At 58.8% G+C, this 23,177-nt stretch carries 20 protein-coding genes and 1 pseudogene; 4 read left to right on the forward strand and 17 right to left on the reverse strand.

Annotated features, from left to right (window positions below; genetic code table 11):
* Positions 1-677 precede the first annotated feature (677 nt).
* From IVA96_RS21060 to IVA96_RS21070, 3 genes and pseudogenes are all read right to left on the reverse strand, one after another.
* Positions 678-923: a DUF2061 domain-containing protein gene (locus IVA96_RS21060; RefSeq protein WP_247419014.1), complete on the reverse strand. Its 246-nt coding sequence runs from the start codon at positions 921-923 to the stop codon at positions 678-680.
* A 413-nt stretch (positions 924-1,336) separates the two neighbouring features.
* Positions 1,337-1,707, reverse strand: a pseudogene (locus IVA96_RS21065) (signal transduction histidine kinase).
* 26 nt (positions 1,708-1,733) lie between these two features.
* The gene (locus IVA96_RS21070) at positions 1,734-2,237 is read right to left on the reverse strand and encodes a hypothetical protein (RefSeq protein WP_247419016.1); all 504 of its coding nucleotides are present in this window, start codon (positions 2,235-2,237) and stop codon (positions 1,734-1,736) included.
* 809 nt (positions 2,238-3,046) lie between these two features.
* On the opposite strand from IVA96_RS21070, the gene IVA96_RS21075 reads away from it, so the two are divergent.
* On the forward strand, positions 3,047-3,724 hold the full coding sequence (locus IVA96_RS21075; protein WP_247419017.1) for a Crp/Fnr family transcriptional regulator: 678 nt from the start codon (positions 3,047-3,049) through the stop codon (positions 3,722-3,724).
* A 189-nt stretch (positions 3,725-3,913) separates the two neighbouring features.
* Here the strand turns inward: IVA96_RS21075 and IVA96_RS21080 are convergent, their stop codons facing one another.
* The 3 genes from IVA96_RS21080 to IVA96_RS21090 form a co-directional block, all read right to left on the reverse strand.
* Positions 3,914-4,771: an AI-2E family transporter gene (locus IVA96_RS21080; protein WP_247419018.1), complete on the reverse strand. Its 858-nt coding sequence runs from the start codon at positions 4,769-4,771 to the stop codon at positions 3,914-3,916.
* Positions 4,772-5,634: 863 nt separating this feature from the next.
* Positions 5,635-6,378 carry a DUF1236 domain-containing protein gene (locus IVA96_RS21085; RefSeq protein WP_247419019.1) on the reverse strand — a complete coding sequence of 248 codons (744 nt, stop codon included), beginning with the start codon at positions 6,376-6,378 and terminating at the stop codon, positions 5,635-5,637.
* A 147-nt stretch (positions 6,379-6,525) separates the two neighbouring features.
* Entirely contained in the window at positions 6,526-7,110 is a 585-nt protein-coding gene (locus IVA96_RS21090) for a hypothetical protein (RefSeq protein ID WP_247419020.1), read from the reverse strand.
* Between IVA96_RS21090 and IVA96_RS21095 the strand changes: the two genes are divergently transcribed.
* Positions 7,100-7,249: a hypothetical protein gene (locus tag IVA96_RS21095; RefSeq protein WP_247419021.1), complete on the forward strand. Its 150-nt coding sequence runs from the start codon at positions 7,100-7,102 to the stop codon at positions 7,247-7,249. The genes IVA96_RS21090 and IVA96_RS21095 overlap by 11 nt on opposite strands.
* Here IVA96_RS21095 and IVA96_RS21100 read toward each other — a convergent pair.
* Together IVA96_RS21100 and IVA96_RS21105 are read right to left on the reverse strand one after the other, a co-directional pair.
* Entirely contained in the window at positions 7,246-7,491 is a 246-nt protein-coding gene (locus tag IVA96_RS21100) for a hypothetical protein (protein WP_247419022.1), read from the reverse strand. The genes IVA96_RS21095 and IVA96_RS21100 overlap by 4 nt on opposite strands.
* A 91-nt stretch (positions 7,492-7,582) precedes the next feature.
* The gene (locus IVA96_RS21105) at positions 7,583-7,936 is read right to left on the reverse strand and encodes a phasin family protein (RefSeq protein ID WP_247419023.1); all 354 of its coding nucleotides are present in this window, start codon (positions 7,934-7,936) and stop codon (positions 7,583-7,585) included.
* A gap of 425 nt (positions 7,937-8,361) precedes the next feature.
* Between IVA96_RS21105 and IVA96_RS21110 the strand changes: the two genes are divergently transcribed.
* Positions 8,362-8,568 carry a response regulator gene (locus IVA96_RS21110; RefSeq protein ID WP_247419024.1) on the forward strand — a complete coding sequence of 69 codons (207 nt, stop codon included), beginning with the start codon at positions 8,362-8,364 and terminating at the stop codon, positions 8,566-8,568.
* A 550-nt stretch (positions 8,569-9,118) separates the two neighbouring features.
* Here the strand turns inward: IVA96_RS21110 and IVA96_RS21115 are convergent.
* The 6 genes from IVA96_RS21115 to IVA96_RS21140 all read right to left on the reverse strand — a co-directional run bounded on the left by IVA96_RS21115 (position 9,119) and on the right by IVA96_RS21140 (position 18,231).
* Positions 9,119-11,062: a glycosyltransferase gene (locus IVA96_RS21115; protein ID WP_247419025.1), complete on the reverse strand. Its 1,944-nt coding sequence runs from the start codon at positions 11,060-11,062 to the stop codon at positions 9,119-9,121.
* A complete protein-coding gene (locus tag IVA96_RS21120) occupies positions 11,059-12,444 on the reverse strand; it encodes an HlyD family efflux transporter periplasmic adaptor subunit (protein ID WP_247419057.1) in 1,386 nt (461 codons plus the stop codon). Before IVA96_RS21120 ends, IVA96_RS21115 begins: the two co-directional genes overlap by 4 nt.
* Before the next feature lie 155 nt (positions 12,445-12,599).
* Positions 12,600-14,591: a GGDEF and EAL domain-containing protein gene (locus IVA96_RS21125; RefSeq protein ID WP_247419027.1), complete on the reverse strand. Its 1,992-nt coding sequence runs from the start codon at positions 14,589-14,591 to the stop codon at positions 12,600-12,602.
* A gap of 6 nt (positions 14,592-14,597) precedes the next feature.
* Complete coding sequence (gene dctP / locus IVA96_RS21130) at positions 14,598-15,602, reverse strand: TRAP transporter substrate-binding protein DctP (protein WP_247419029.1); 1,005 nt, start codon at positions 15,600-15,602, stop codon at positions 14,598-14,600.
* A gap of 701 nt (positions 15,603-16,303) precedes the next feature.
* A complete protein-coding gene (locus tag IVA96_RS21135; protein WP_247419031.1) occupies positions 16,304-17,338 on the reverse strand; it encodes a fatty acid desaturase in 1,035 nt (344 codons plus the stop codon).
* Between the two features lie 83 nt (positions 17,339-17,421).
* Entirely contained in the window at positions 17,422-18,231 is an 810-nt protein-coding gene (locus IVA96_RS21140; protein WP_247419033.1) for a slipin family protein, read from the reverse strand.
* A 903-nt stretch (positions 18,232-19,134) separates the two neighbouring features.
* Between IVA96_RS21140 and IVA96_RS21145 the strand changes: the two genes are divergently transcribed.
* The gene (locus IVA96_RS21145; protein WP_247419035.1) at positions 19,135-19,395 is read left to right on the forward strand and encodes a DUF1488 domain-containing protein; all 261 of its coding nucleotides are present in this window, start codon (positions 19,135-19,137) and stop codon (positions 19,393-19,395) included.
* A gap of 318 nt (positions 19,396-19,713) precedes the next feature.
* Here IVA96_RS21145 and IVA96_RS21150 read toward each other — a convergent pair whose 3' ends face one another.
* The 3 genes from IVA96_RS21150 to IVA96_RS21160 all read right to left on the reverse strand — a co-directional run bounded on the left by IVA96_RS21150 (position 19,714) and on the right by IVA96_RS21160 (position 22,800).
* Positions 19,714-20,097 (reverse strand): hypothetical protein, encoded by a 384-nt coding sequence (locus tag IVA96_RS21150; RefSeq protein ID WP_247419037.1) that lies wholly within the window; start codon positions 20,095-20,097, stop codon positions 19,714-19,716.
* 594 nt (positions 20,098-20,691) lie between these two features.
* The gene (groL, locus tag IVA96_RS21155) at positions 20,692-22,341 is read right to left on the reverse strand and encodes a chaperonin GroEL (RefSeq protein ID WP_247419039.1); all 1,650 of its coding nucleotides are present in this window, start codon (positions 22,339-22,341) and stop codon (positions 20,692-20,694) included.
* Positions 22,342-22,482: 141 nt separating this feature from the next.
* Positions 22,483-22,800 carry a co-chaperone GroES gene (locus IVA96_RS21160; protein ID WP_247419046.1) on the reverse strand — a complete coding sequence of 106 codons (318 nt, stop codon included), beginning with the start codon at positions 22,798-22,800 and terminating at the stop codon, positions 22,483-22,485.
* Positions 22,801-23,177: the final 377 nt, after the last annotated feature.

Consider the following 23,177-nt stretch of genomic DNA (forward strand, 5'->3'; position numbering starts at 1 on the left):
TCCATCGGCCGCTCCTTCCAACTCAGGAGCCACCTTCAGAATCGATTTCTGCCCAATTCGCAATGCCTTACAGAGAACGCTCACATGCGATTCCCCTGCTCCGCCCCCGGGGGCTCACCGGCGGCACTGACTTGCCATTTGATGGAAGCGATGACTTCGGTGCGTCGCCGTTTTGGGGTAGCGCTAGGACAAGCAATCCGCTCGAGCATGCCAGCACGCTACGCCGATTCTGCACCTGATGAATAACTCCCCTTTTGGTCACCTCGTTGCGGAAGATGAAACCAATTGACCTTCCCGCGACCAAAGCGGCTATCCATTGATCCGAGAGTGGTCAATATTGACCAGCGGCCGTCCGAGTTTCAAGATCATATTCCGCCAAAATGGGGGTTGGCGGATCAATGCAGTCACTCGACGATAAGCTTTTTTACCTCCGATCCATTTCAAAGGATCTCAATACACAGCTGCTCACTTTGATCGCTTTGCGAGAGAGCACCAACGAGGCCCACAGAAGGATCCCCTATCGGGGCAGGCGCAGGAGGCGACGACGCGCGAGAGAGAGAATTTAACGGAAATCTTCCTTTTCTACGCTTTGCAGACCTTACCCATGTCGGTCGACGCTCGCTCCTCCAACTACTAAATAGGCCGAAGTCGCTCCTGCGCAGTGAGCCAAGCGCGAATCAGGTTGAGCTGGACTCGCCACCGGTTGGTCCTCGCTGGTCCCAGAGAATGACGGACCAGGCTCTTTCGTGAAGATAGTAGAGGATCATTTTCGTGATCGCTTCAGCGCCGGCGATCGAGCCTGCAACCTTTACGCTGCCCGTGAAGATGAAACTTAGCACGAAGGTGTCGATACTACCGGTAACCCTCCAACTGACGGCCTTGACGATAGAGCGGAAATGGGAATCTCGTATCCGAATGGACATCGGTTCCTCCCGCTCCCGGCGTCGGCATAAGATCTCGAGACCTACGCAACGAACTATATCAGAAAGGCAAAAGGCCGGGCGTCGCCATCCGCATTCTCGGGCGCCATGTGTCCGCCGGCGGCCGGAGCTTCGGCTCGGCGACGATGGCCATCCTGCCGATCAGGAGGGCTGCCACCGAGGAGGCATTCCAGATCACATTGGGCACTTTTGTCCGGCTCGATATCGATCTTGTTCTCCGAATTGTTGTTGAATGTACTGTGGTCGAAACCGTATTGTACTGATCCTCCAGGATCTTGCCGCCACGACCGAGCTGTGGTTTCGCAGCTCTGCTTATCGCCAAGCGCGGTCATCTTCTACGATTGTGGTATTGAGCCCACATGACTCCAGTCGCGAGATTTCTCGTGGTCCAGGTCTCAGGCCAGTCTATGAAATGCTGGCGGCAACGCCTCCCGAACGAGTTCACTTAGATCTAAAGCCTCGCCGCTTCCGTAATGTCAGAGAATAGAACCTCGACAAAGGGATGCTGGCGGTTGAATGCGGCGCCTCGCTGGTACTTCGCGCTCACAATCCGCTGAAGTGCGGCAAGGTTCAGCCTGCCAAGCGCATTGTATTGACCGCGGAACAGACTTTGTCGTCCTCCACGGTGCTCGACAGACTCCGCCCAAACGTCCATCACCTTCCGGCCCATGAACGCCTCGATCTGTTCATTTCCATCCTGAGCAAGAAGCCGCAATCCGTCCATGGTATGTGGACTGTCATCGACCCGAAACTGTGTAAGTGACATGGAAACCTCCTGTTATGGGCGTCCGGTTAGATCGGCAGCCCGTCGCAAACTGCGCCTCCCTCATTGTCCCACCGTGAGAGAGCCAAAGTGCACGATCGCGCATCGGCGGGCATGTCTTCTGTTACAGGCAATTTGCCGCGACCGGCGTCATCCTTGTGGTTATGAAGAAATCGGGCGATTTGGCCGCGGAGCGCCGCCGTCTCCAGCAATTTGCCAATCGACCCGGCGGTGTCGAAAATCTCCCGTTGCAGCGTCGTCGGTAGAGCGTTCCATTGAATGATGATGGCTGCGCCAAGACACCGCAGAACAAGCTCTTCTTCGGCTGCAAGGGCTACGCCGTGCGATCGGCCCTGTTCAGCCACGTGCGCTGCATTGTCGTACTCGTCCGCCAGTCCCTGCTCGTTATCGGCGAGCGAGGCAAATCGGTCCTGCAGCTCTTGAAATCTACGGATCTCATCCGGGTCGGTCGAACGCTTAATCAGTTCGTCGTACTCGGCTGCTTTTGCACGATACTGCTGAGATTTAAACATGCCGGGCCCTTTCGTTTGAAGTCTCGGCCCATCTCCGACCATCCTCGATGGTCGAACTTGCCTAAATATGGGGATCAAAGGTTCGAATAACGAGCCCCCGGCGTACAAATAAGATGGCACAAGAGTGAGCAATATTGACCAGCGGACTAGGCTGCCGAGCCGGCATACTACCTCATCACCGCACGATCATCGGCATCCATGAGCACCGGAGAGTTCAATCGTGCTTCCGTCTTTTCCGATTCACGACGCAGCGACTTGAGAGCCAAAGTAGTAAGGATGACATGACAGAATCACCGCCCAATGATCTCGATCGTCACGATTGGGCTGCCCGGGCATCTGAGGCTTTGGCACAGGCAGAGAAGTTGCCGCCCGGCTCGATGCGATGCAAAGCCATCAGAAGCGCCGCGCAACTTCGCTTCGCCGCAGACATGAAGGAATGGCTGATACCGAAACAGCCAACGGTGCGCCGACGGCGACAGGCTGACGGCGAGCCATCGCCATAGGACGTCTATCAAACTCGGAATCGCGAACTGCCTCGCTCCGCCGATCTCGGGTTGAGTTGAGGCTAGCATCCTGACGCAGGTTACGCAGGCCAGCAGGCGATGTGCGCGGCGGGCCGCGAACTGACGCGCTCAAAAAGTCGGTTTTTTCGTAGAAGTGGTGGAAATGAGCAGGTAATGTTTGAGAATGGGGCAAAGCCCCGCAAGTGATTAGCTGGCTAAAACAGCACTCGTCGCTCGGTTCAAAACGCCTGGGCGCTTGGCCGCTAGCCGAAATCGGGCAAGTTTATTGAGTCAAAGGAGGCTCCCGTGGCAAAGCCAATCAAGGACGTCTTTGACCCCAAAGAATTCCTCGCCAAAGTGGGCGGGGGCAAAACGATTCTCGAGCTTCCCAAGAACCAGCATGTGTTCCAGCAAGGCGACGTCGCAGACTCGGTATTTTACATTCAAAAAGGCAAAGTCAAGCTAACGGTCGTGTCTGAGCAGGGTAAGGAGGCGGTCGTCGCAATTCTGGAGCCCGGCCAATTCTTTGGCGAAGGATGCATGAACGGTCATCCTTTACGTATCGCGACGACAACGACGATGGAAGATTGCGTTATCACGTCGATCACCAAAGACGCGATGATGGGGGCTATTCGTGACGAGCCGAAATTTTCACAGCTCTTCATGTCGTATCTCCTGACCCGGAACAGTCGGATTGAGGAGGACCTGATCGACCAGCTCTTCAATTCGAGCGAGCGGCGGCTTGCTCGACTGCTGTTGCTGCTCGCCAATTTCGGCAAGGAAGGCAATCCGCAGCCGATCAGCGCGAACATTAGTCAGGAAACATTGGCGGAGATGATCGGGACCACGCGATCCCGTGTTAGCTATTTCATGAACAAGTTTCGCAAGCTGGGCCTCATCAGCTATAATGGGCACATCGAGGTCCACAATTCGCTGTTGAGCGCGGTTTTGCATGAGAAGCCCCTGCTGAGAGAGCGCGATTAGCAGGGCGGTCGCAAGAAACGACCCCAGGGCGTGGGGGCGCGCTGAGGCCGTCATTTCATCGGATGCTTTGGGGGGCATATGCAACCGGTCGCCCCTCACCAAGTCGCGCCGACGGTGTTCGTTCCGCCAGGGATGCGAGGTCGAGACCCGGCACACCAAAAAGGTGCGTGAAAACGCCAGTCGGCGTCACTATTCCCCTTCGAGGAAATGACCCAGCGCTTTTAGTGGGCGCAACCTGTCGCAGATAATCTTCAGAATAGCCAGCATCGGCACAGCCAAAATCGCACCAAGCACGCCCCACATCCAGAACCAGAACACCAGCGACAGGATAATCAGCACCGGGTTCAGCGTGAAGCGCCGCGCAAGCAGCAGGGGCGTCAATGTTTCGCCCTCGACGAGGTGAATGCCAAAGTAGAGCACCGGCGGCAGCAAGGCCCACCACAAGCTCTCGAAGCTCAGCATTCCGACCGGGACGAAGATGCAGACGCCGAAAAGCGGCCCCAAAATTGGAATGTAATTCAGAAGGAAGGCCGTGGTGCCCCACAGCAGCGGATCTCCCAAGCCGCAAAGATACATCGCTGCCGCCGTCGTGACACCCACCCCGGCATTCATGGCCGTAATTGTTAGCAGATATCCTGATATGTCCTCCTGGATCTGCTGAGAGATATCGACAGCCTGTCGCTTGTTGCTGAACGTCGGCAGGATTTCAACGACCCGCCGCAGGAATATGTTGCCCGCGACCAGAAGAAAATAGAGCACCAGGACCGTCGTAAACAGGCCATCGAGTATAGAGCGCGTGCCGGCGAAAAGGACGCCGGTTATGCCCAGATCGCGGCGAACCGAAACAATTGACCCCTTGCCAGGCGGAGCATCTGCAGCCTGCTCGGCCTGTTGGATGACCTTTTGCAACGCTTGGATCGGCCCGCTGACAAGCCGTAGGTGTGCCTCCAGGCGCGGGATGCCTTCGGGCAGCCGCTCAGCCCAGGTCGTGGCCGGTACCGATAACGCCGCCACCAGTCCTACAAGCGCTCCAATGACCAGAAACACGGTGAAGAGCGCTCCGACAGCCCCGGGGGAGATGCAAACGCCCCAAGAGGCGGACAGCGGGTTGAAGCAGGAGATTCAGCACGAGGGCAAGCATGACTGGAAGGATGATCGAGCTTGCCACGTAGAGCGCCGCCAGGACACCTAATCCGAACAGGCCACCGAGAAAGAACGTCCGCGGATCAGATGGAAGCGGCATCTCCGTCTCATTGGCAGCCTCGATTGCCGCAGCGTGTGGCTCTGGCGGATCGACCTCCAGCGGTACGGAAGGATTTTGCGGCGGCGGCATGTCGGCAACCATGGTTTTCCTCTGGAGACGAGCGAACCATCTCTTCGGTGTCAACCACCCCTTTCCATCGTCAAGCTTGGCGAAAGCACAGGCGGGAAAGGCTTGCTCCGCTCTTCAGGCTGGCTAACAAGCTGACCAGGAAACTGCTCAGATTGCTACGAGGACGACTTCGTCGTGACCGCACCTGGCGCATTTAAAGGTACGCACATCAAAACCGGGCTTGTCCGGTTCGATGCAGACCAACGTCATCGGTGTGCGGCATCTCGAGCAGCCATGAATTCTGAAGTCTGCGGCACTAAGCCTTGGATTGGATTGACTAGACGGCATGATACTCCCCTTGAGAACCAGGCGGGAGCGCGACACTCTCAGTCACCGATTGTTGCCTATGGTAGGGCGGTCATCCAAACAACCTAGCTTTTTAGGTTCCCTCTGCGCTGGTCAATATTGCTCGCTTTCGCAAGAAGACACGCGGATGAGAAAAACAGCATCACGCGCAGCGCCCGGTTCAGATGTTGAGGGCGGCTCCTGAGCCGCCCTCGCGTTTTGTAGCTGCTTGTCGTGTGGTTGCCGAGCTCGCCTAACCCTCGATGATGTAAACGATCTCATGCGTGCGCGGACGAAGGATGAAGTACTTGCCGTGCACGAGGATGAAGTCGTATCCGCGCCATTCCGGATAGATTTCCACGATACGTGACGGCATCGGGTAATACCGGACGCCGGCTGGGACAGACGTTCCGATCGAGAGGTTGAAATTCACGTTCGTGACTTTCTCGACCTTCTCTTGCCTGATCGCCGAGGTTATCTGGGTGCGCTTCTCGGCGGGAGGCGATGCCGTCGCCGAGGTTGCCGCATTTCCCGTCGTCCTACTGTCGGAAGTCGAGGGCTTGGTCTCGGCAGTCGGCGTTTTCAAGTCCTTTGAGGTGGCGGTCGAATCAACGGCCTTTGCCTTGCTGTCGGCTTTCTGCTCGCTTGCGGTCTTGCTGTCAAAAAGTGACTTCGATTCAGCGGTCGGATTCTTCATGTCCTTCGAAGTGGCGGTCGGAGCAGTCGGGTCCGATGCCTTCGACCGGCCCTCGGCTTTCATGTCGCCGGTCGCTTTTGCGTCCGGCTTGACCTGCACATGTTGAGGCTTGCCCTCTTTTGACGCAGCGCCCGGCGTTGCTGTCTCGGCTCCCTTTGCCGCTGGTGCGTTCATCGGCACCGCAGTATCGCCTTTGGGCGAGGCGGCAGCCGGGGCTTCCTTCGCTGCTCCTTGAGCGGCGCCTTGCGCTGTCGCAAGTCCGGTCGTGGCCAATAGGGCGGCAACGGCCGCAGACACCATTAAGGACTTCTTCATCTGATATTTTCCAATTCAAATCGAGTCTATGCCGACGAGCGTCGGCCATAGGGTGGAACGGTCTCAACAGACTATAGTTCCGCTGCTGTCTTCGGTTGGAAGATAGGCGCCGTAAATTGACGACGATTACATTCAGCCTTTCGTTCGGGCTCCCGGACGCGCTCTCGCGTCTGGCTGAATTGGCTCTCGAACAGGCACTAAGCGTGCTCGCAAAAAAGGCCTCTTTTGCTTCTGCGCGGTCTTAAATTCGAGGACGTAGTTTTGAATAGCGTGCTTGGCAAGCACACTTAAGCGGCGCGTGAATTGCCATGCCTCCAGACTGACGACCCAGTCCTGGGCTTGACAGAACTTGTCGTAGCACCAGGCGAAAGCAGGAATTGATATAAGTTTCTCGCGGCTAAGTCTGAAAAGCCGCTCAACAAGCAGGAATTTGAGGAGCTCGCCAAGGACGAGGACCATAAGTCCTCCAACGAAGTGTCCTGTCGCCGTCAGGTAAGCTGCGACTGGCTTGACGGGCTCCAGCAGAACAACCGGCACGATGAACAAAGCCAAGGTCGGATACGGCCCCAGCGACACAATCCACGCCCGCACGCTCTCAAAGACCCAGCAATCCGCCAGCCAGCGAAGTACAGGCTTGGCGAGAGCGAAAAGCACGACGTCCACCAAGAAGTAGACGGCGGCCATCAGAAATACAAAGGATTTGAATATGCGGCGCAAGCTGGTTCTCCAACGAATCAAAGCGCGAACCCATCATCAGTTCACCAGCCAAAGCGGTGATTACAAAACCACCATGGGACGTTTGTTCGGCCCGCTGTCGGAGCTTCGCTGCCGGCCGGTCGATCGTTCGGGGCTTTAGGTGCTGTGCTGCCGATAGTCGAGCGCGGTCAGTCCATGGATGGCACGCTCGCACAGCTTGCCGACATCGCGCTCGCCGTCGCCCGCAGCCTGCACAATTCTCCTGGCAATGATTTCCCGATCTACCTCCAGCTGGCCGATGTGTTGAAGCGTTCGACATGCTAGGTCGTACGCTGCGTTCACGGCGGTTACCTGCCCTGGGTCAACGGATAAGCTTTCGAAAATCGGATTGACACTGGCCATAATGCTCCTCAAGGCGAGCTCGTTTGCCAAGCTCAGTTATGCCTCGCGATGAACCAGAGCCACTTTGCTCCGGCACCGCGGGACAGACATGTTACCGATTTGTCGGGGTCATCCTTGCGACAAGCCCTGCGAATGGCTTGTACGACTGCTTGGCAAGCTCGCCATAGAGCAGGCCGATCTTCTGCGACTCCGCAACGAACGTGTCATAAGTTGCCTTGGCGAAGTCGGCCTGAACCTCGATCGCCTTGTCGAGCGACTTTACGCCCGAGAGCTTCTCAACAAACAGTTTCGTGTCCTCAAGCGACTTCTTCGTGTAGTCCCCGTAAGCACTGGCAATCGCAAGGAAGCCCCCAGGCAAGGCGCTGGACGAAGCTCCTGTATTGAGTTGATCATTGCCATTCGGTTGGTGCGGTAAATTCTGGTCTGTCCGGATCTGATCTGACATTTATGTTTCCTTGTTCGTTTGGTGGTGGATCAACGTTGCGCGCCACCAATGGTTGCTTCAAGGCCCTCAGTTCTCGCTGGTCTGTTCCGCGGCGTGTGTTCGTACGACGAACGGGCCGCTGCTCGCGCGCAGCGAATTTCTCATCGGCCGGTCGGCTAGCCATCTGCCGGCGGCGCGTCGGCGCAGACAGGCCAGCCAGGGCCGGTAGGACGCCTATCCATGGGAACGATCTGACAATTGCGTACTCGAAAAATGAGTCGAATCGTGAAAGCGCGTGTTTGGGATACCCGACGCTAGTTCGGGAGGTGATCAATATTGGTCAGCGGCAGCAGCATGCATAGTTCCACAATGGTGCATCACCGCCCCCAGTGGCATCCACCGGTGACTGGGAGTTTCGCGCTCCCGCCCTGATCAAGGCTAGCTCCATGACCATCCAGCGACCGATGTGTCCCAAATGCCAGATAAGCATGATGCTGGCGCGCATTACGCCCGGTCACGCCGGCTTTCGCATTCATACCTTCGAATGTCCCGCTTGTGATCTCATCCACCAGCTCCTCGACGAAGCAGTCGACCCGATGAAATGCGCAAATACTTTAGCTTGGTTTCAGGGCGAGCTGCGGGCGCCGACATAGCACGCGCGCAACCGAAGCGATCAGGCGCTGAAACCACCGATGTAGGCATTGCCGCGACGAAGCCGAGGGTGCGAGCCTAGCTTCGCTACGGCCGTGACCCGCTCAACGGACATCTGGCTCAGCGCATCGTTTCGCGAACTCAGCGCCGCCCTTCGACATATCGAAGGATGGTCTCCGAAAGGCGGACGACCAGCTCTTTCAGCTCTATATTCTCTTTTTCGAGAGAGCGAAGGGCGCCAATCATTCGCATGTCGTCGTCCGGACTCTGAGGCCAAAAGCTGGGTGGCTTTCGCTCGGCGATCATTCCTTCCTCCCAACAGCCCGCCCCCAAGGATACATGCTCTTAGAGACACCGATTCGCTGCTCAATATTGATCAGTTTCAACGACGAGCGCGTTAGTTATCAACCGGCCCTGATCTGCGGCGACGCTCTCCGTTGTGGCTCGCTCTTGCCGCCCATCAGCACGACATCTTGGTGGGACAGCCATGCTGCCCAACCCGTTCCGTGCAGCGCCCGAACAGCGGCGACGCCTATCGCCCGCAAATCGTAGTCACCCGAAAATCCGCATCATGATTGCTTTGCCGAGGGGGACGGTGCGTATGCCGGTGAATGCGGTGACGTAGTCACCGGAATAGAAAGCTCGAATGAGATCAACGCGCGTGTTGAGGGTCTCATCGAACCGGACCGCAAATCCATCCCCAGTGCGCCGCACGACCAGAGCGGCGACAGTCCTCTTCCGAAGAGTGCAATGAACGGCAGTGCCAACAGGTGGGGGATCGTTGCTCACGAAGCGGGCACCCGTGATCGACATATCGGCCAGACGGTAGATGCCGGACCGTCCACCGATATTGAAAAGAACCGGCTCAGCTCGCTCGAACCGCTCGGCCTTTCGCCGCCGCGGCTGCTCGATGGACACCAGGCAGACGATCGTCAGAATGACCGCATTATATAAACTCCAGGACAGCGCCAGGCCGCCATAGGCGATAACGTCGCCTTGCGCATGAAGCACGAAGGAATAGGCAATTCCGGCGAGCGTAATCGCCAACGCGCAGCCGTAGACCCTAAGCAGCGGCCATTCGATGAAACCTTGATCCCGATCCCCGCCCTTTGCCGTGACCTCGAATTTGTGCCCCAGCGGCTTGAATAGTCCGGTCGCGGCCGCTTTGAGAACCGACGGTAGAGCAATGTATTGAGTGACGTCGGACATGACCGCCATTGACCGTCCACGAGAAATCCAGGCCATGGTGAGCGAGTACCAGACATAAAACGGCAGGAAATATTCGAGGAGTATGGACAGATCCGCCTGAACGGCTTTGATGCCGAACAGAAGATACAGGCTCGGAACGACAAGACCGAAGACCTTGACGACATAGGTCGAGGTCCAACTCATGAACGCTTCGACGAGGGACAGCCGGTCGACGAAATCCAGCCGCGATCTTCGGGAAAAGGGGCCGCTGGGCCCCCGAAAGATCTGCATGAAGCCAAGACACCATCGGCTGCGCTGAGTGATGTATTCCTTGAGTCCCTCGGGGGCCAACCCCAAGGTCAGACGCTCGTTCAGGTACACCGTGCGCGCGCCAATTTCCTTCAGCCGCAGCGTCAGGAGATAATCCTCCGTCACGGAAGCGGTCGGAAAGCCGCCGATTTTCATAAGTGACGAGAGTCTGATGACCGACGACGTGCCGCAACAGAAAGCCACGCCCCACGCGTCCTTCGCTGGCATCATAATATCGAAGAAGAAGCGCTGCTCGTCCGGCCAGACCTTGCTCGCGGCCAGGTTGGTTTGGATCGGATCCGCATTGATGAAATGCTGAGGCGTTTGCACCACGCCTACGCCGGGATCACGGAACAGGCACATCGCGCGAGCGAGAAATTCGGGCATGGGAACGAAATCGGCGTCCAGGACCGAAATGAAGTCGGGGGGATCGGCGAGCCCCGTCACATGCCGCAGAGCGTGGTTGATGTTGCCGGCCTTGGCGCCCTTGTTGTCGGGCCGTGTGAGATAGCGGCAGCCGAGCTCGCCTGCAAGCTCCTCGAGCCAGTCGCGTCGCCCGTCGTCCAGCACCCAAACTCGATAGTTAGGATAGTTCATTCCGGTTGCGCCGACGATCGTGCGCTCAAGAATTGAAACCTCCTCGTTGTAGGTGCAAATAAACACGTCGATCAGGGGAGATTCCTGTCCGGCGAGCCATCGCCTGTTGGCTTCGACTTGCGGTGTTCGATCGGTCGTGCGGCTTAGAAACAGCAGCGACAGTGCACCCGCCGCGAGTGATGCAGCCTCGACGACGAGGAACAAGGCTCCAACGACGAAATCAACGGTCCAGCCGACGGGCGGGAGCGTGGATGTAGTGCGCCATCCAAAATAGCGGGCCATGAGCAGCAATGCGATTGCGATCATCAGCGAACGCGCCGCAGAGTTCCCAAGCCGGAGCCAGGGCAGGATGGCAAGGCAGAATCCGAGCGCAAGAAGGCCCGGTGTCAGCGCGGCGATCATGGCTTTCTCGCACTATCTGCCGAGAAGATGACGCGTCCGGTTCGCCCGACCGGACAATCGTTGGAGCCATCGTTAAGGGCGGGGAGCGAAATCGTGGCACGATATGGTTCCTTGCTCAGCGCATCGGGATTGATGGCCAGGTTGGCCGCGGCTCCTGCGGAGCCCGTGAGATTGACCACGGTGCCGGCCAACTCGGGCCCTTCGGCGCTCGGTCGGAAATGCGCGACCGATCCAAGTTGCAGGCTGTTATACACACTCTCCCTGACGTTCGCCGTCACCACCGCGCCGGAACAATCGAGTAGGCGAACGAGCGGTTGGCCGGCCCGGACGTCCTCACCTGGCGCAGTCAGGATTTCCCAGACGCGACCGGCGACGGGGAATGTGATCTCCGCTTCCGAGCGGCTGATGTAGCGAGATCGCTCGGCTTCAATCTCACCCTCGAGCCACGCGATCTGCGCATCCGCATGCGCGACGTCCGCGGTGAGCCCTTCCGCCCGCTGCCGCATTTCCTCCTCACGTTGCACCGAACTCGGACGATCGTTGTAGCTGTCGCCGAGAAACGTGCCTTCGCGCGCGGCGGTGAGCTCGACCTGGGTCGCATCCAGGTGGCGGCGCGCGCCGATCTCGGTCTGCAGGGCTATGGTTTGATCTCGCGTCAAGCGCCCAAGCTCGACGGAGGAAACGCTGCCTGACTTGATGAGCGACAAGGCTCTTTGCACGGCAGCCGCCGCCTCTTCGCGACGCGCCGCGGCCGCTTCGATCGAGGTTTGGATCTCGGCGATGCGCGCCTCGAGCTGACGAATACGCCCCTCCGTGAACAAGGCCGCCTGACGCGCCAGATCCTTCTGCGCTGCCCGGGCCGAAGCTATCTTCGAAACGAGGCTTGGCCTTTCGTTTTCCAGGCGAGACATCTGGCTGCGCAGATCATCGAGCCGCACGCGGTCACCGCGCGGGTTGACGACGCGCAGGATGAACGTGCCCTCGGCGACGATCCCTGGATCGCCCAACAGGCCGGCGCCGGATGAAATCTTGCCGTCGATCGGCGATCTCAATGTCACCAGCCTCGCGTTGACGACGGCTTCGACGCTTGACGTCTGGAAAACCGCTCTCAGGGGGAGCCAGCCGAATACTGCGACGATAGCGATGCCCGCGGCTGCCTTCACAAATCGCAGTGGTATCCGGCTCGGCTTGGATTGCGCCACATTCGCGGTCGGAGCGTCAGTCTCCGAGACCTCGGTCTTGCCGGGATCAAGATGCCCGTCCAACGCATGCCGTGGACCGGACCCGCCATTTGTTGCGCCGTCGATCGGCGTCGTGAGAGGGCCACCTGTGTGTGGGCTGCCGCGTTCGGCCGCGGAGGTGCAACGCGATTGATTTTCCATGGTAGGCATGATCACCAATTCGCAACCTCGGCGAGAGATGCAGGCCACGGAAGAAAAATGTCATGTTGGTGAGACAAGCGCTAACCGAAACGCGAGAATGGTCTACAATGGCGGAGGGCCGGAAGCCGCTCCGCCCACGGAGGTGCAGGTTCGTGCTACCTTTCAGCCGTGGCGTTGACCACATGCAGCTTGGGCACGGGCGAAGCCGGCGGCATTGTCTTCGCGAAGCCCGCCAGAATGCTGGCGCCGAGTTCCGAGGCCGGGACCGGCCGGCCGAAGAAAAACCCTTGGACCTGATCACCGTCCGCCGTATCGAGAAACGCCGCCTGGCTGGCGGTCTCGACGCCTTCGACCGTTACGCGCATGTGCAACTCGCGTCCAAGCGCGATGATCGCTTTGACCACCGCTCCGACCTGGCGATGGGGGCCGTCGAGGCCCTGCATGAAGGTTCGATCGATCTTGATCTTGTCGAACGGAAAGCGCCACAGATAGCTGAAGCTCGAATAGCCTGCACCAAAATCGTCCATTACGATGGCCACGCCCATCGCCTTGAGAGTCAGGAGCTGCGCCATGATCGTTTCGGTGCTGCCGAGCAGCAAGCCTTCGGTAATCTCCAGTTCGAGCCGGTGCGGCGCGAGTTCCGCCTCCTTCAGTGCGGCAGCCACGATGTCGCTGATGGTGCCCGCCACGAACTGCTGGGGTGACAGGTTTACTGCAACGGTCAGGTGCGCCGGCCAGGTTGCGGCGGTGCGGCATGCCTCCCGCAACACCCACGCCCCGATCTTGTCGATAAGTCGCAAGTCCTCGGCGACCGGGATGAAGGCCAGTGGCGGAACGAGGGTCCCGTCCGCTGCATGCATCCGGATCAGCGCTTCGAAGCCGGCAAGGCGGCGCTGAGATACTTCGAAGAGCGGCTGGTAATGCAATTCGAAGCGATCATTCTGTACGGCCTCGCGAATCGCTCTCTCGAGCTCGATGCGCGCTTGTAGCTCGGTATCCATCTCGGGCACGAAGAACCGGATGCAGTTGCGGCCGGCGGCCTTGGCCGCGTAGAGGGCGAGGTCGGCACTCTTGAGCAATCGCTCCGGGGTGGTGTCCTCCTCCATCGCCAGCGCCACGCCGATGCTAGCGGTGGTGAGTATCTCGTGCTGCTTGAACTTCACCGAAGCATTTGCGGCGGTGGCAAGATGGCGCGCAAAGGTCTCGGCCTGCATCCTGCCGCCGACGTCGTTCTGCACGACGACGAACTCGTCGCCGCCGAGCCTGGCCACCACGTCATCGATCCGGACCGCAGCGCGCAGACGCTCGGCGATGGACTTGAGCAGAAAGTCGCCGCCGTCATGACCAAGCGTATCGTTGACCTCCTTGAAGCGGTCGACGTCGATGAAGTGCACGGCAAGGCTGCCGCCCCGCGTCGGCAAGTGAGCGAGCGCTCTCTCCAGCTTTTCGATCAACTGGGGACGATTGGCCAGCCCGGTCAACGCGTCATGGTGGGCGAGGAAGCGGATGCGTCGGTCAACCTGCTTCACCTTTGTTTCACGATACCACGCAACTGCGGGAATGGAGAAGGCGAGGCCCGACAGCAGGCAAAGGAATGCGGCTGCGGTCAGGAACGTATTGTGAAAACTCCTGCGTTGCTCCGTTTCATCCACGTAGGCCGCAACGACCGCAATGTGACGGCCGTCGGCCTGGACCGGGACATAGGCGCGCGCGAAGAATGCCGGTCGGTCGACCGAATTGCCCTCCCTGACATCGACGATAGGTTGAGCCTCCGCGACCGATCGCGCCGCATCGGGGCTGTATACCGACAAATCGAGGAGTGCGATCTTTTCTGGGGTCGACACGAGCTGCGAATAACCATTGCGGTTGAAGATCTCGTATTGAAAGACCTCACCGGAATTTCGCGCCGACAGGAAGAACGCTAGGCTTGCGGCGGACGGCTGCTCGCCGCCGGCAATCTGCTCGAGATCGGCGACACTGGCTGTCAGGAACCGGGCCCAGCTGCGAGCGGTCGACGTCGCGTCTTGACGGAGAAGATGATCGGTCGTGATCTTCAGGGTCGCCCCGGTGCCCAGCAACAGGATAGCAAGAGCGGCGCAGATGACGACGATGTTTCGCTGAGGCCCGATGCTGGCGAATGATGGCATCCGCGGCTACCGGGTCGATCGCATTTTCGTGAGCTCGGCCCGGACCGTTTTCAGCAGCTCGGCATTGCGCTGACTTTTCGAAGCCCAATCATCGGCAATGGTCGCGAACACGGCATTTGCCGCATCCAGGTCCGACGGCGAGGGCATGATCACGTGACGGTTGGGATCGGACTTTAGCTCCCCCATAATGCTGCTTTCCACAGCTTCGTAGGTATCTACGAAGCGTCCGGCAGACCACGCACCACTGTATTTGAGGATGATCGACTGCGCTGTTTTCGGCAGCCGGTTGAATGTCTTCCGGTTCATCAACACCATCAGCGGCGCGCCGCTGATGCCAAGAAGGTAGTGATAAGTCGCAACGCGTTTGACGCCGTAATCGACCACTGAAGCAGGGTTCACGAGGGCGCCGTCGATGCTCCCGTTGCCGATGGCTTCGGAGATCTTGTTGACCGGCAGGAGCACAGGCCGCGCCCCCAGCTTTTCGAGCGCTGCGGCTTCGCCAGGATTGTTGACGCGAATTCTCTTGTTCTTCAGATCATTCAGCGACGTGATCGGGATATTGCTGTGGAACGTCTCGGGTTCGCTGACATAAGCGCCGATCACGATGTAGTCATCGTATCCTTGCAGCGCGTTGACTGCCATCAGCCGGGTGAACACCGCAACGGACTCCCGCATGCTCGCAAACAGGCCGGGCAATTCGAGGATTGCATTATCCGCAAATCGATTGCGCGTCAGCCCTGTCACGACGTAGGCGATGTCCGCCCTACCATCGAGCACGAGCTGGGGCTGCTCAGCCGGGTCCTTGCCAAGCGCGCCGCTGAAATAGGTTTCAATTTCGATCTGGCCTCTGGCCTCGGCGTTGACCGCGTCGACGAACGGCTTGACCGCGGCGAGATAACTCGTCGAGCGGTCGGAGCTGAAGAACGCCAATTTGAGCTTGACCGGTTCGGCGGCGAGCGCCGAAGTCAGCACAAGAGAGATCACCGCGCATCGTGCCAGCAATTTAAGCATCGGTTTTCCGATCGTGGCGGCGGCGCGTCACACAATTATGCGAGAACCGATCTTCTCTGGTCTCCAGCGAACTGCCATAGATAGAAACGCTGAAGATAACTCTCATACGTAGAAAATGCCAGAAAATGCTGACCGCGCGGCGATCAAATCGCACATCGTGGTTTGACGTGTGCTAACGCGAGCGAGTCAATTGTCTAAGAGGGCCGATGACTTGGCCCAACTTCAGCGGCCTGTGCCCGCACGGCAAATGGTGCGAAACCCGAGGCTAGCCTTGTCAGTCCGCGAAGTGAGGCGGCCCCGCTCTTGAGCTTTAAGCTTCAGGTCTTCTGTGCTGAAGCAAGTAGGATCGCGGACGCCTGTTCTGCTTGTTCCTTCGACAAACGATCCGCCACATCGGTTCCAATCAGAGCCGGCCCCCTGCGTTCTCGATCGTAGACCATCCAGCCGACACCTCCCGCGCGAACGAAAAATCTACTCTGCGGCGCATTTTCAACCATTAGGAGACTCCTAGAAAATGAACCGCGACCGCTTTCCTGACCGCATCGCACATCGCTGCGGGACTGAAATGCGCGTTTCGAGGACGGCTTCAATGCGCCGCTCACGGGAACCTGTTTGAGACCTCAAGCCAATAACGGAATGTTAGACAACGGCGGCCAATCTCTGGCGATCAGAGCGGTAGTATGCTTTCAAAAATGCCGCGCTCACTGGTCAATATTGCTCACATTGGAAAGTTTGCCGGAGCGGGCCTCTCGGAACGAAATGAGTCGCCGCCCTTTCTCATCCCACAAGGCCCTCGGCACACACTGCAGGCTTTGCAAAAGCGTAATCCGTCCCACGGCAGCGAGTTCCGGATGATCCCGGAGTACGTCCGGCAACCGATAGCAGGGAATTCGACTGCATAGATGATGCACGTGATGGACGCCGATGTTCGCCGTAAACCAGCGCAAGACAGCCGGCAAGTGATAGTGCGAACTGCCATGCAGCGCAGCTTCGTGAAAACTCCACGCCTCATCACGGGACCACGATGTTTCCTCGAACTGGTGCTGAACATAGAACAGCCAGACACCGATTGACGCAGCCAGAACCACGATCGGCAGATGCACCAGCAGGAATGGCCCTAGGCCAACCAGCCCAATCATGCCGGCGATCAGAACCGCGATGGTGACGTTCGTACCCATTGTACTCAGCCAGGGCCGCCAGCCGCTGCGCATCGACCCTATCGGCAAGCGATGCCGCAAAATGAACAGATATGTGGGACCTGCGCCGAACATTACGATCGGATGCCGGTACAGACGATAGAGAATCTGTCGCCATCGAGGCCGTGCGGCAAACTCTTTCACGGTCAATGTATCAATGTCGCCGGAGCCCCTATGATCGAGATTACCCGAACTCGCGTGATGGCGCGCATGGTTGCGTCGCCAGTAATCGTAAGGAGTTAGGGTAACAACGCCGATGGCTCGGCCGACCCAATCGTTCGCAAGACGGCCGCGGAAGAACGACCCATGGCCGCAGTCATGCTGGATCATGAAGAGACGAACGAGCAGGCCCGCCGCGGGCGCTGCCAGCAGCAGACCAATCCAATGGCCGCGGACAACAACGGCCAACATTAGAGCCCAGATGACAAAGAAGGGTACTGCTGTGATCAAAAGCTCGAAAACGCCGCGCGCGTTATGGGGTTGGCGATAGTGGGCAAGCAACTGCGCCAACGCGCGGGTTTCTGAGGGGCCTTGAACCATGTCTAGACTGCTTTCGGACAGGTGCGTTCGAGCGTATCCACCGACGGTCCCTTAGTAACAGCTCCAAAACCGCGTTGGGTGTGTCAAGTTGGCTCGAGAGCAAGCGAAGTCTCGTCAACCTTGGAAGCGTTTTTCTGTTGTGTGAACGGGGTGCTCAGCGGCAGCGAGCCGGTTTTCTCGGCCGACACGGTCTTGTCCTGGCTCGCCAAAGCCAAGGCCACGACGGGGTTCATGCTGTCGACCATCGATGTCGGCATCAGGATCGTGGTGCCGCGCTCCTTGGTTGTCTCATAGATGATGTTCATGGCGCGGAGCTGCAATGCCGCCGGCCGCCCCGCATAGATCACGGCCGCCTCGACGAATTTGCCGGCTATGGCGGCTTCGGCCGATCCGAGGATTACACGGGCCTGCTTTTCCCGCTCGGCCTGCGCTTGCCGAGACATCGCATCCTGCAAAGCCACCGGGATCGCGACGTCGCGGATCTCGACTGACCTCACTGAGATGCCCCAGTCGGCCGTTTTGCGTCCGATTTCGCTTCGCAACAGCTGGTCAGCGGCGGTCCGCTCCGACAAGAGCGCCGCTAGCATCGAGGAGCCGATCATTTCGCGCAGCGAAGTCTGGGCGACACGATCGATGGCTTCCCGGTAGTTCGTAATGTTCAAGGCCGCCTTCTGTGCGTCATGGACGAACCAAAAAATGATGGCGTCCACGTTCACTGGGACGGTGTCCTTCGTCAGGGCCTCCTGGGCGCTGAAAGCGGTAGTCTGGATACGCTCGTCAATGACGGCAACGACACTATCGACAACCGGAATGATCACGAAAAGTCCGGGCCCTTTCACGCCGCGCAATTTGCCGGCGCGGAGGATAACGAACTTCTGCCAGGTGTTTGCCATCTTCAGCGCGGAGGCGATGACGATCGCGGCGATCAGCGAAGCGGTGCCGAGCGCGAAGTAACCCATCAGGCCAAGCACCGCGCCGATAGCGACGCAGGCCATCGCAAGAAATGCGGTGATCGGATTCATAGTTGGCTCCTTCCGCCGAGTTCGCCCCTGCGAACCAGCATATTGATCCAGGTCGGGATGTTTTGCTGAGCAATATTGCTCAGTCTACAAAGCCAGCACTTCATACGGCGGACTGAACAAGGCTGCAGGCTCAGGATGCACCGGATGCGGGTCGAACTCCTTGACCGCACCTGGCGCCCATTCTCTTGGAACGTGAGCAATATTGATCAGCAGCCGGCGTGCATGAACGGTGGAGCGGACGCCTTCGCGCGCTGATGTCCGGCGGCATCTTGCGAACTCTATCCAGGGCGTTTGCCGCTGTGACGCTCAGTTCAGAAGCCAACACAAACGATTTGGCTCCCTTTCCTTGGCCCGAATGGGCCATTGGCTGGAGCTGATGACGCTCGCCTGCCGGGAGGAATTACCACTGAACAAGCACTGCAGCAGCGATCAGCAGCACGAAAAAGATCGGCAGCAATACGGGAGGTACCATCCACTCGCGAACACTGAACTTGGAGATATTCGACATTTGACCGCCTCTTGGCCGCGGCGGGAGCACAATGCTCTCAGTCACCGATAACAGCCGAGGAGCGCGCGGTGATGACTAAGATGTAGTGCCTATTCGCAGAATGACGAGGGCCAAGCGCAACTTTCTTGCTGTCGTTAGCATCGAGCGGCATTGTAATACGCTTCCAAGATAACCATTTGAGAGTTCGCGCAACTGAATCGCTCCAACCTCCGATGCAAATCGTGCTAGGCGCGAGTCTCGTATATCGGCAACTGATCGGCTCAACCATGATTGAGTTTCCAAATCACAGTCGCTCTTATGATCGCACGCGGCGCGCCGTGCGATTTTGGGGACACGACAGCGCTATTGAGGCGTCGTTCTTCATAAACGAAGGTGCGCTGAAGCGACTTAAACCAGATGCCAGCTACGATGAACCAGGCTTTCTGAACGCGTTTGATTGCAATCGTGACTTGATCTGTGCCGCCGCTGCCAAGATCTACAGCCGCGGCAGCAGGGGCTCTTACGATTTGGTCGCCGCAAACTTTTGAAACGGTCCTGCTCGCGCAAGCTGGGCTCCATCAGCGAAATTGCGCGGCGAACAGCTAAACGTCGACTCTTTGATCTGCCACCTGGACAGCGCTGGGCTGACACCCCTGTGCCGGAAGATCCCAACCGACACTGCGCGCCGTGTGTAGGAATTTTCCTCTTCGCGTTCTGGCTCACGGAACGGTTGCGTGGAAAGAAACGACCCTCACCCGGGAAGTGGCGATAGTCACATCGAATCGACGGTATAAGCCGCCTGCGCCTGCAAGATGAGGCCGGGACCCATCAATGGCAGCGGTCTTTCCGCCGCACGAGTGTCCTGACTATCCGCGCAGCCCCGCAGCATTCTTGCTACCAAGCGATTCGGCACAAGCTTTTGCAACGGCCGAGTTTGGCTCGGTGCTTCCGGGCATCGTGGCCCAACCGCCCTTTTCAACGAACTTGCTCTGGTCCCAGGCATAGGTCGCCTTCTTCATCTCGACCAAGTTCGCCGACGCATCAGCGGCTTGTCGAAACTTCTCAACGCAGATGGGTGTGAGTGCTGTGACGACTGCCGTCGCAGCACTATTCTTCGCGAGCGTCTCGGCGGTCCCACCGGTCACCCAGCCGCCCCAGCTAAAACCCACGATTGCCAGAGCAATTGCTCCGACCACGGCTCCCCACAGTGCCGGCCGCACGGCAGCTTTTGTCTCCCTGGAGATTTCCATCGTTTTCACCTTGACCTAGAGGTAAGTCGAGCCTCACCCCTTAAGGAGGCTAGACACGTCGAGCGATCGACGTCTGTACCAAATTGCTCACGTAATCGCGTAAAGACCTTCTTGGGACCGCCCGATGCGCCCGTTCGCCGCCGTCTGGCGCCAACGCCCTGCACCTACAGCGAGTATCTGCCCCGCGGGGCCCGAAGCGGGCTCCCGGAAATGCAGCGCCTTTGTGAGCTCTACCTTTCGCAGTTGAGCGCAGGTGGTGCCAGAATCGGTTCGAGTGTTCCTTTTTGAACAGACGGCGACATCTTTCCCCGATTTCTTCCATGCATTGCCTGACTTGGAATATACTACCGATCAGCCCGGCCATCGTGGCCGGGCTTTTCGCTTGAGGACTTCGCGGTCGATGCCGATAGAACAGCAAGTCTCACCTCGGTGTCTCGGCAAGCGAAAAGAAGCTTCCCTGGAAGAGTTTGCCGGACTGCGGTGTGCGCAGGCGATCTCAGCTCACATGCGCTCTTTAAGCAGATAGTCGTTCTACCTCTCGGAATCGGTTCATCCGTTTCCTTCTCTGCCATTCTTCGTCATGAGCCGGCTCGCTTAGAAATCCATACCTCCCATGCCCCCCATGCCCCCGCCACCCGCAGGCGCGCCGCTGCCTGCGTTCCTCTTCGGCACTTCGGCGACCATGGCTTCGGTGGTGATCAAGAGAGCCGCAACCGAGGCCGCGTTCTGGATCGCCACCCGAACCACCTTGGTCGGGTCGATGATGCCTTTGGTGACCAGGTTGACGTATTCGCCGGACTGGGAGTCAAAGCCGTAGCCGTACTGATCCTTCTCCAGGATCTTCCCGACGATCACGGAGCCATCCTCCCCAGCGTTGATCGCGATCTGACGGGCCGGATACGATAGTGCCTTGCGCACGATCTCGACACCCGTCTTCTGGTCATCGTTCTTGGTGCGCAGCCCCTTGAGATGCTCGGAAGCGCGCAGCAGCGCGACGCCGCCGCCCGGCAGGATGCCTTCCTCGACGGCCGCGCGGGTGGCATGCATCGCGTCATCAACGCGGTCCTTGCGCTCCTTCACCTCGACCTCGGTCGCGCCGCCGACGCGGATGACCGCGACGCCGCCGGCGAGCTTGGCCAGACGCTCCTGCAGCTTCTCACGGTCGTAGTCCGAGGTGGTCTCCTCGATCTGCGCCTTGATCTGATTGACGCGCGCCTCGATGTCGGCCTTCTTGCCCGCGCCGCTGACGATGGTGGTGTTCTCCTTGTCGATCATCACCTTCTTGGCGCGACCGAGCATGTTGAGCGTGACGTTCTCGAGCTTGATGCCGAGATCTTCCGAGATCGCCTGGCCGCCGGTCAGGATCGCGATGTCCTGCAGCATGGCCTTGCGGCGATCGCCGAAGCCTGGAGCCTTGACGGCCGCGACCTTCAGGCCACCACGCAGGCGGTTCACGACGAGAGTGGCGAGCGCTTCGCCTTCGACGTCTTCCGCGATAATCACAAGCGGCTTGCCGCTCTGCACCACGGCTTCGAGCAGCGGAAGCAATTCATTCAGGTGAGACAGCTTCTTCTCATTGATGAGGACGTAGGCGTCGTCCATCTCAACGCGCATCTTGTCTGCGTTGGTGACGAAGTAGGGCGAGATATAGCCGCGGTCGAACTGCATACCTTCGACGACCTCGAGTTCAGTCTCGAGCGACTTCGCTTCTTCAACCGTGATAACGCCCTCGTTGCCCACCTTCTTCATGGCGTCGGAGAGGAACTTACCAATTTCCGCGTCGCCGTTCGCCGAGATGGTGCCCACCTGGGCGATCTCGTCGTTCGAGGTGACCTTCTTGGAGTTCTTGACGAGGTCCGCAACGACGGCTTCCACGGCGAGGTCGATACCGCGCTTCAGGTCCATCGGGTTCATGCCGGCGGCAACCGCCTTGGCGCCTTCACGGACGATCGCAGCCGCGAGCACGGTGGCGGTCGTGGTGCCGTCGCCGGCGGCATCAGCGGACTTGGAGGCGACTTCGCGCACCATCTGGGCGCCCATGTTCTCGAACTTGTCCTCGAGCTCGATCTCCTTGGCGACGGTGACGCCGTCCTTGGTGATGCGGGGAGCGCCGAACGACTTGTCGAGAACGACGTTGCGGCCTTTGGGACCGAGCGTGACCTTGACTGCGTTGTTGAGAATTTCGACACCGCGCAGCATCTTGTCGCGGGCATCTACGCCGAACTTGACTTCTTTGGCCGACATCATGATCTCCGTTTTCGACTGGTCAGATCCCAATGATCGCGCCTAGGCGAGCTCTTAAGGAGCGGGATTTGAACTTGCGGGCCTCATCCTGCGAGACGCCGGCTGCGCCGACGGCTCAGGATGAGGAAAACTGACTGGTGCTTAGGCAACCTTCTTCTTCGCGGCAGGCAGATCGACGAGAACGCCCATAATGTCGCTTTCCTTCATGATCAGCAGTTCCTGACCATCGAGCTTGACCTCAGTACCGGACCACTTGCCGAACAGCACGCGGTCGCCGACCTGGAGGTCTATCGGAATCAGCTTGCCGGCTTCGTCGCGGCCGCCTGGACCAACCGCCGTGATCTCGCCCTGCGAGGGTTTTTCCTTGGCAGTGTCCGGAATGATGATGCCGCCAGTGGTCTTGTCTTCGGCTTCGATGCGCTTGACCACAACGCGGTCGTGAAGCGGACGGAACTTCATGCTGTCCTCCTGTTTTCTGATTGTTGTTGCTTTGGATGAAATAGCAGTCGTGGCCAGCAAGTGCTAATCAGCAGATAAGCCGCCGCAGGGGACGTACAAGACCGTGCTGAATCGATATTCCGAGAGCATCACAACTGCCAAGGCCGCGGCGGCTAGGGAGCCGGGATGCAAAGGTGTGAGTTCTGCAATCTTCTGCTCTTCTCTGCTTTGAGTTGCACGGCCTTTTCAGAGATCCGCTGTTATTCGGCGCGCGGTTTGACCCCGATCGGCGCCGAAGGTTGACCCCCCGTATTGCCGCATCAGCAAATGTTACCCTGATGGCACGGATGCGAAGTCGACTGGTCGGCCGCGCCATGTAGCTTTCCCGGCTTGCTCGA

The sequence above is a fragment of the Bradyrhizobium sp. 159 genome (assembly GCF_023073795.1).
Classification (GTDB): domain Bacteria; phylum Pseudomonadota; class Alphaproteobacteria; order Rhizobiales; family Xanthobacteraceae; genus Bradyrhizobium.

Bases quoted from the DNA above. Each gene is read 5' to 3' on its own strand.
- IVA96_RS21095 (WP_247419021.1), top strand. From the start codon at position 7,100: ATGCGGCGCAAGCTGGTTCTCCAACGAATCAAAGCGCGAACCCATCAT.
- IVA96_RS21070 (WP_247419016.1), bottom strand. From the start codon at position 2,237: ATGTTTAAATCTCAGCAGTATCGTGCAAAAGCAGCCGAGTACGACGAA.
- IVA96_RS21110 (WP_247419024.1), top strand. From the start codon at position 8,362: ATGACCATCCAGCGACCGATGTGTCCCAAATGCCAGATAAGCATGATG.
- groL (WP_247419039.1), bottom strand. From the start codon at position 22,341: ATGTCGGCCAAAGAAGTCAAGTTCGGCGTAGATGCCCGCGACAAGATG.
- dctP (WP_247419029.1), bottom strand. From the start codon at position 15,602: ATGCTTAAATTGCTGGCACGATGCGCGGTGATCTCTCTTGTGCTGACT.
- IVA96_RS21060 (WP_247419014.1), bottom strand. From the start codon at position 923: ATGTCCATTCGGATACGAGATTCCCATTTCCGCTCTATCGTCAAGGCC.
- IVA96_RS21125 (WP_247419027.1), bottom strand. From the start codon at position 14,591: ATGCCATCATTCGCCAGCATCGGGCCTCAGCGAAACATCGTCGTCATC.
- IVA96_RS21140 (WP_247419033.1), bottom strand. From the start codon at position 18,231: ATGGCAAACACCTGGCAGAAGTTCGTTATCCTCCGCGCCGGCAAATTG.
- IVA96_RS21145 (WP_247419035.1), top strand. From the start codon at position 19,135: ATGATTGAGTTTCCAAATCACAGTCGCTCTTATGATCGCACGCGGCGC.
- IVA96_RS21100 (WP_247419022.1), bottom strand. From the start codon at position 7,491: ATGGCCAGTGTCAATCCGATTTTCGAAAGCTTATCCGTTGACCCAGGG.
- IVA96_RS21160 (WP_247419046.1), bottom strand. From the start codon at position 22,800: ATGAAGTTCCGTCCGCTTCACGACCGCGTTGTGGTCAAGCGCATCGAA.
- IVA96_RS21135 (WP_247419031.1), bottom strand. From the start codon at position 17,338: ATGGTTCAAGGCCCCTCAGAAACCCGCGCGTTGGCGCAGTTGCTTGCC.
- IVA96_RS21105 (WP_247419023.1), bottom strand. From the start codon at position 7,936: ATGTCAGATCAGATCCGGACAGACCAGAATTTACCGCACCAACCGAAT.
- IVA96_RS21120 (WP_247419057.1), bottom strand. From the start codon at position 12,444: ATGGAAAATCAATCGCGTTGCACCTCCGCGGCCGAACGCGGCAGCCCA.
- IVA96_RS21150 (WP_247419037.1), bottom strand. From the start codon at position 20,097: ATGGAAATCTCCAGGGAGACAAAAGCTGCCGTGCGGCCGGCACTGTGG.
- IVA96_RS21115 (WP_247419025.1), bottom strand. From the start codon at position 11,062: ATGATCGCCGCGCTGACACCGGGCCTTCTTGCGCTCGGATTCTGCCTT.
- IVA96_RS21085 (WP_247419019.1), bottom strand. From the start codon at position 6,378: ATGGTGTCTGCGGCCGTTGCCGCCCTATTGGCCACGACCGGACTTGCG.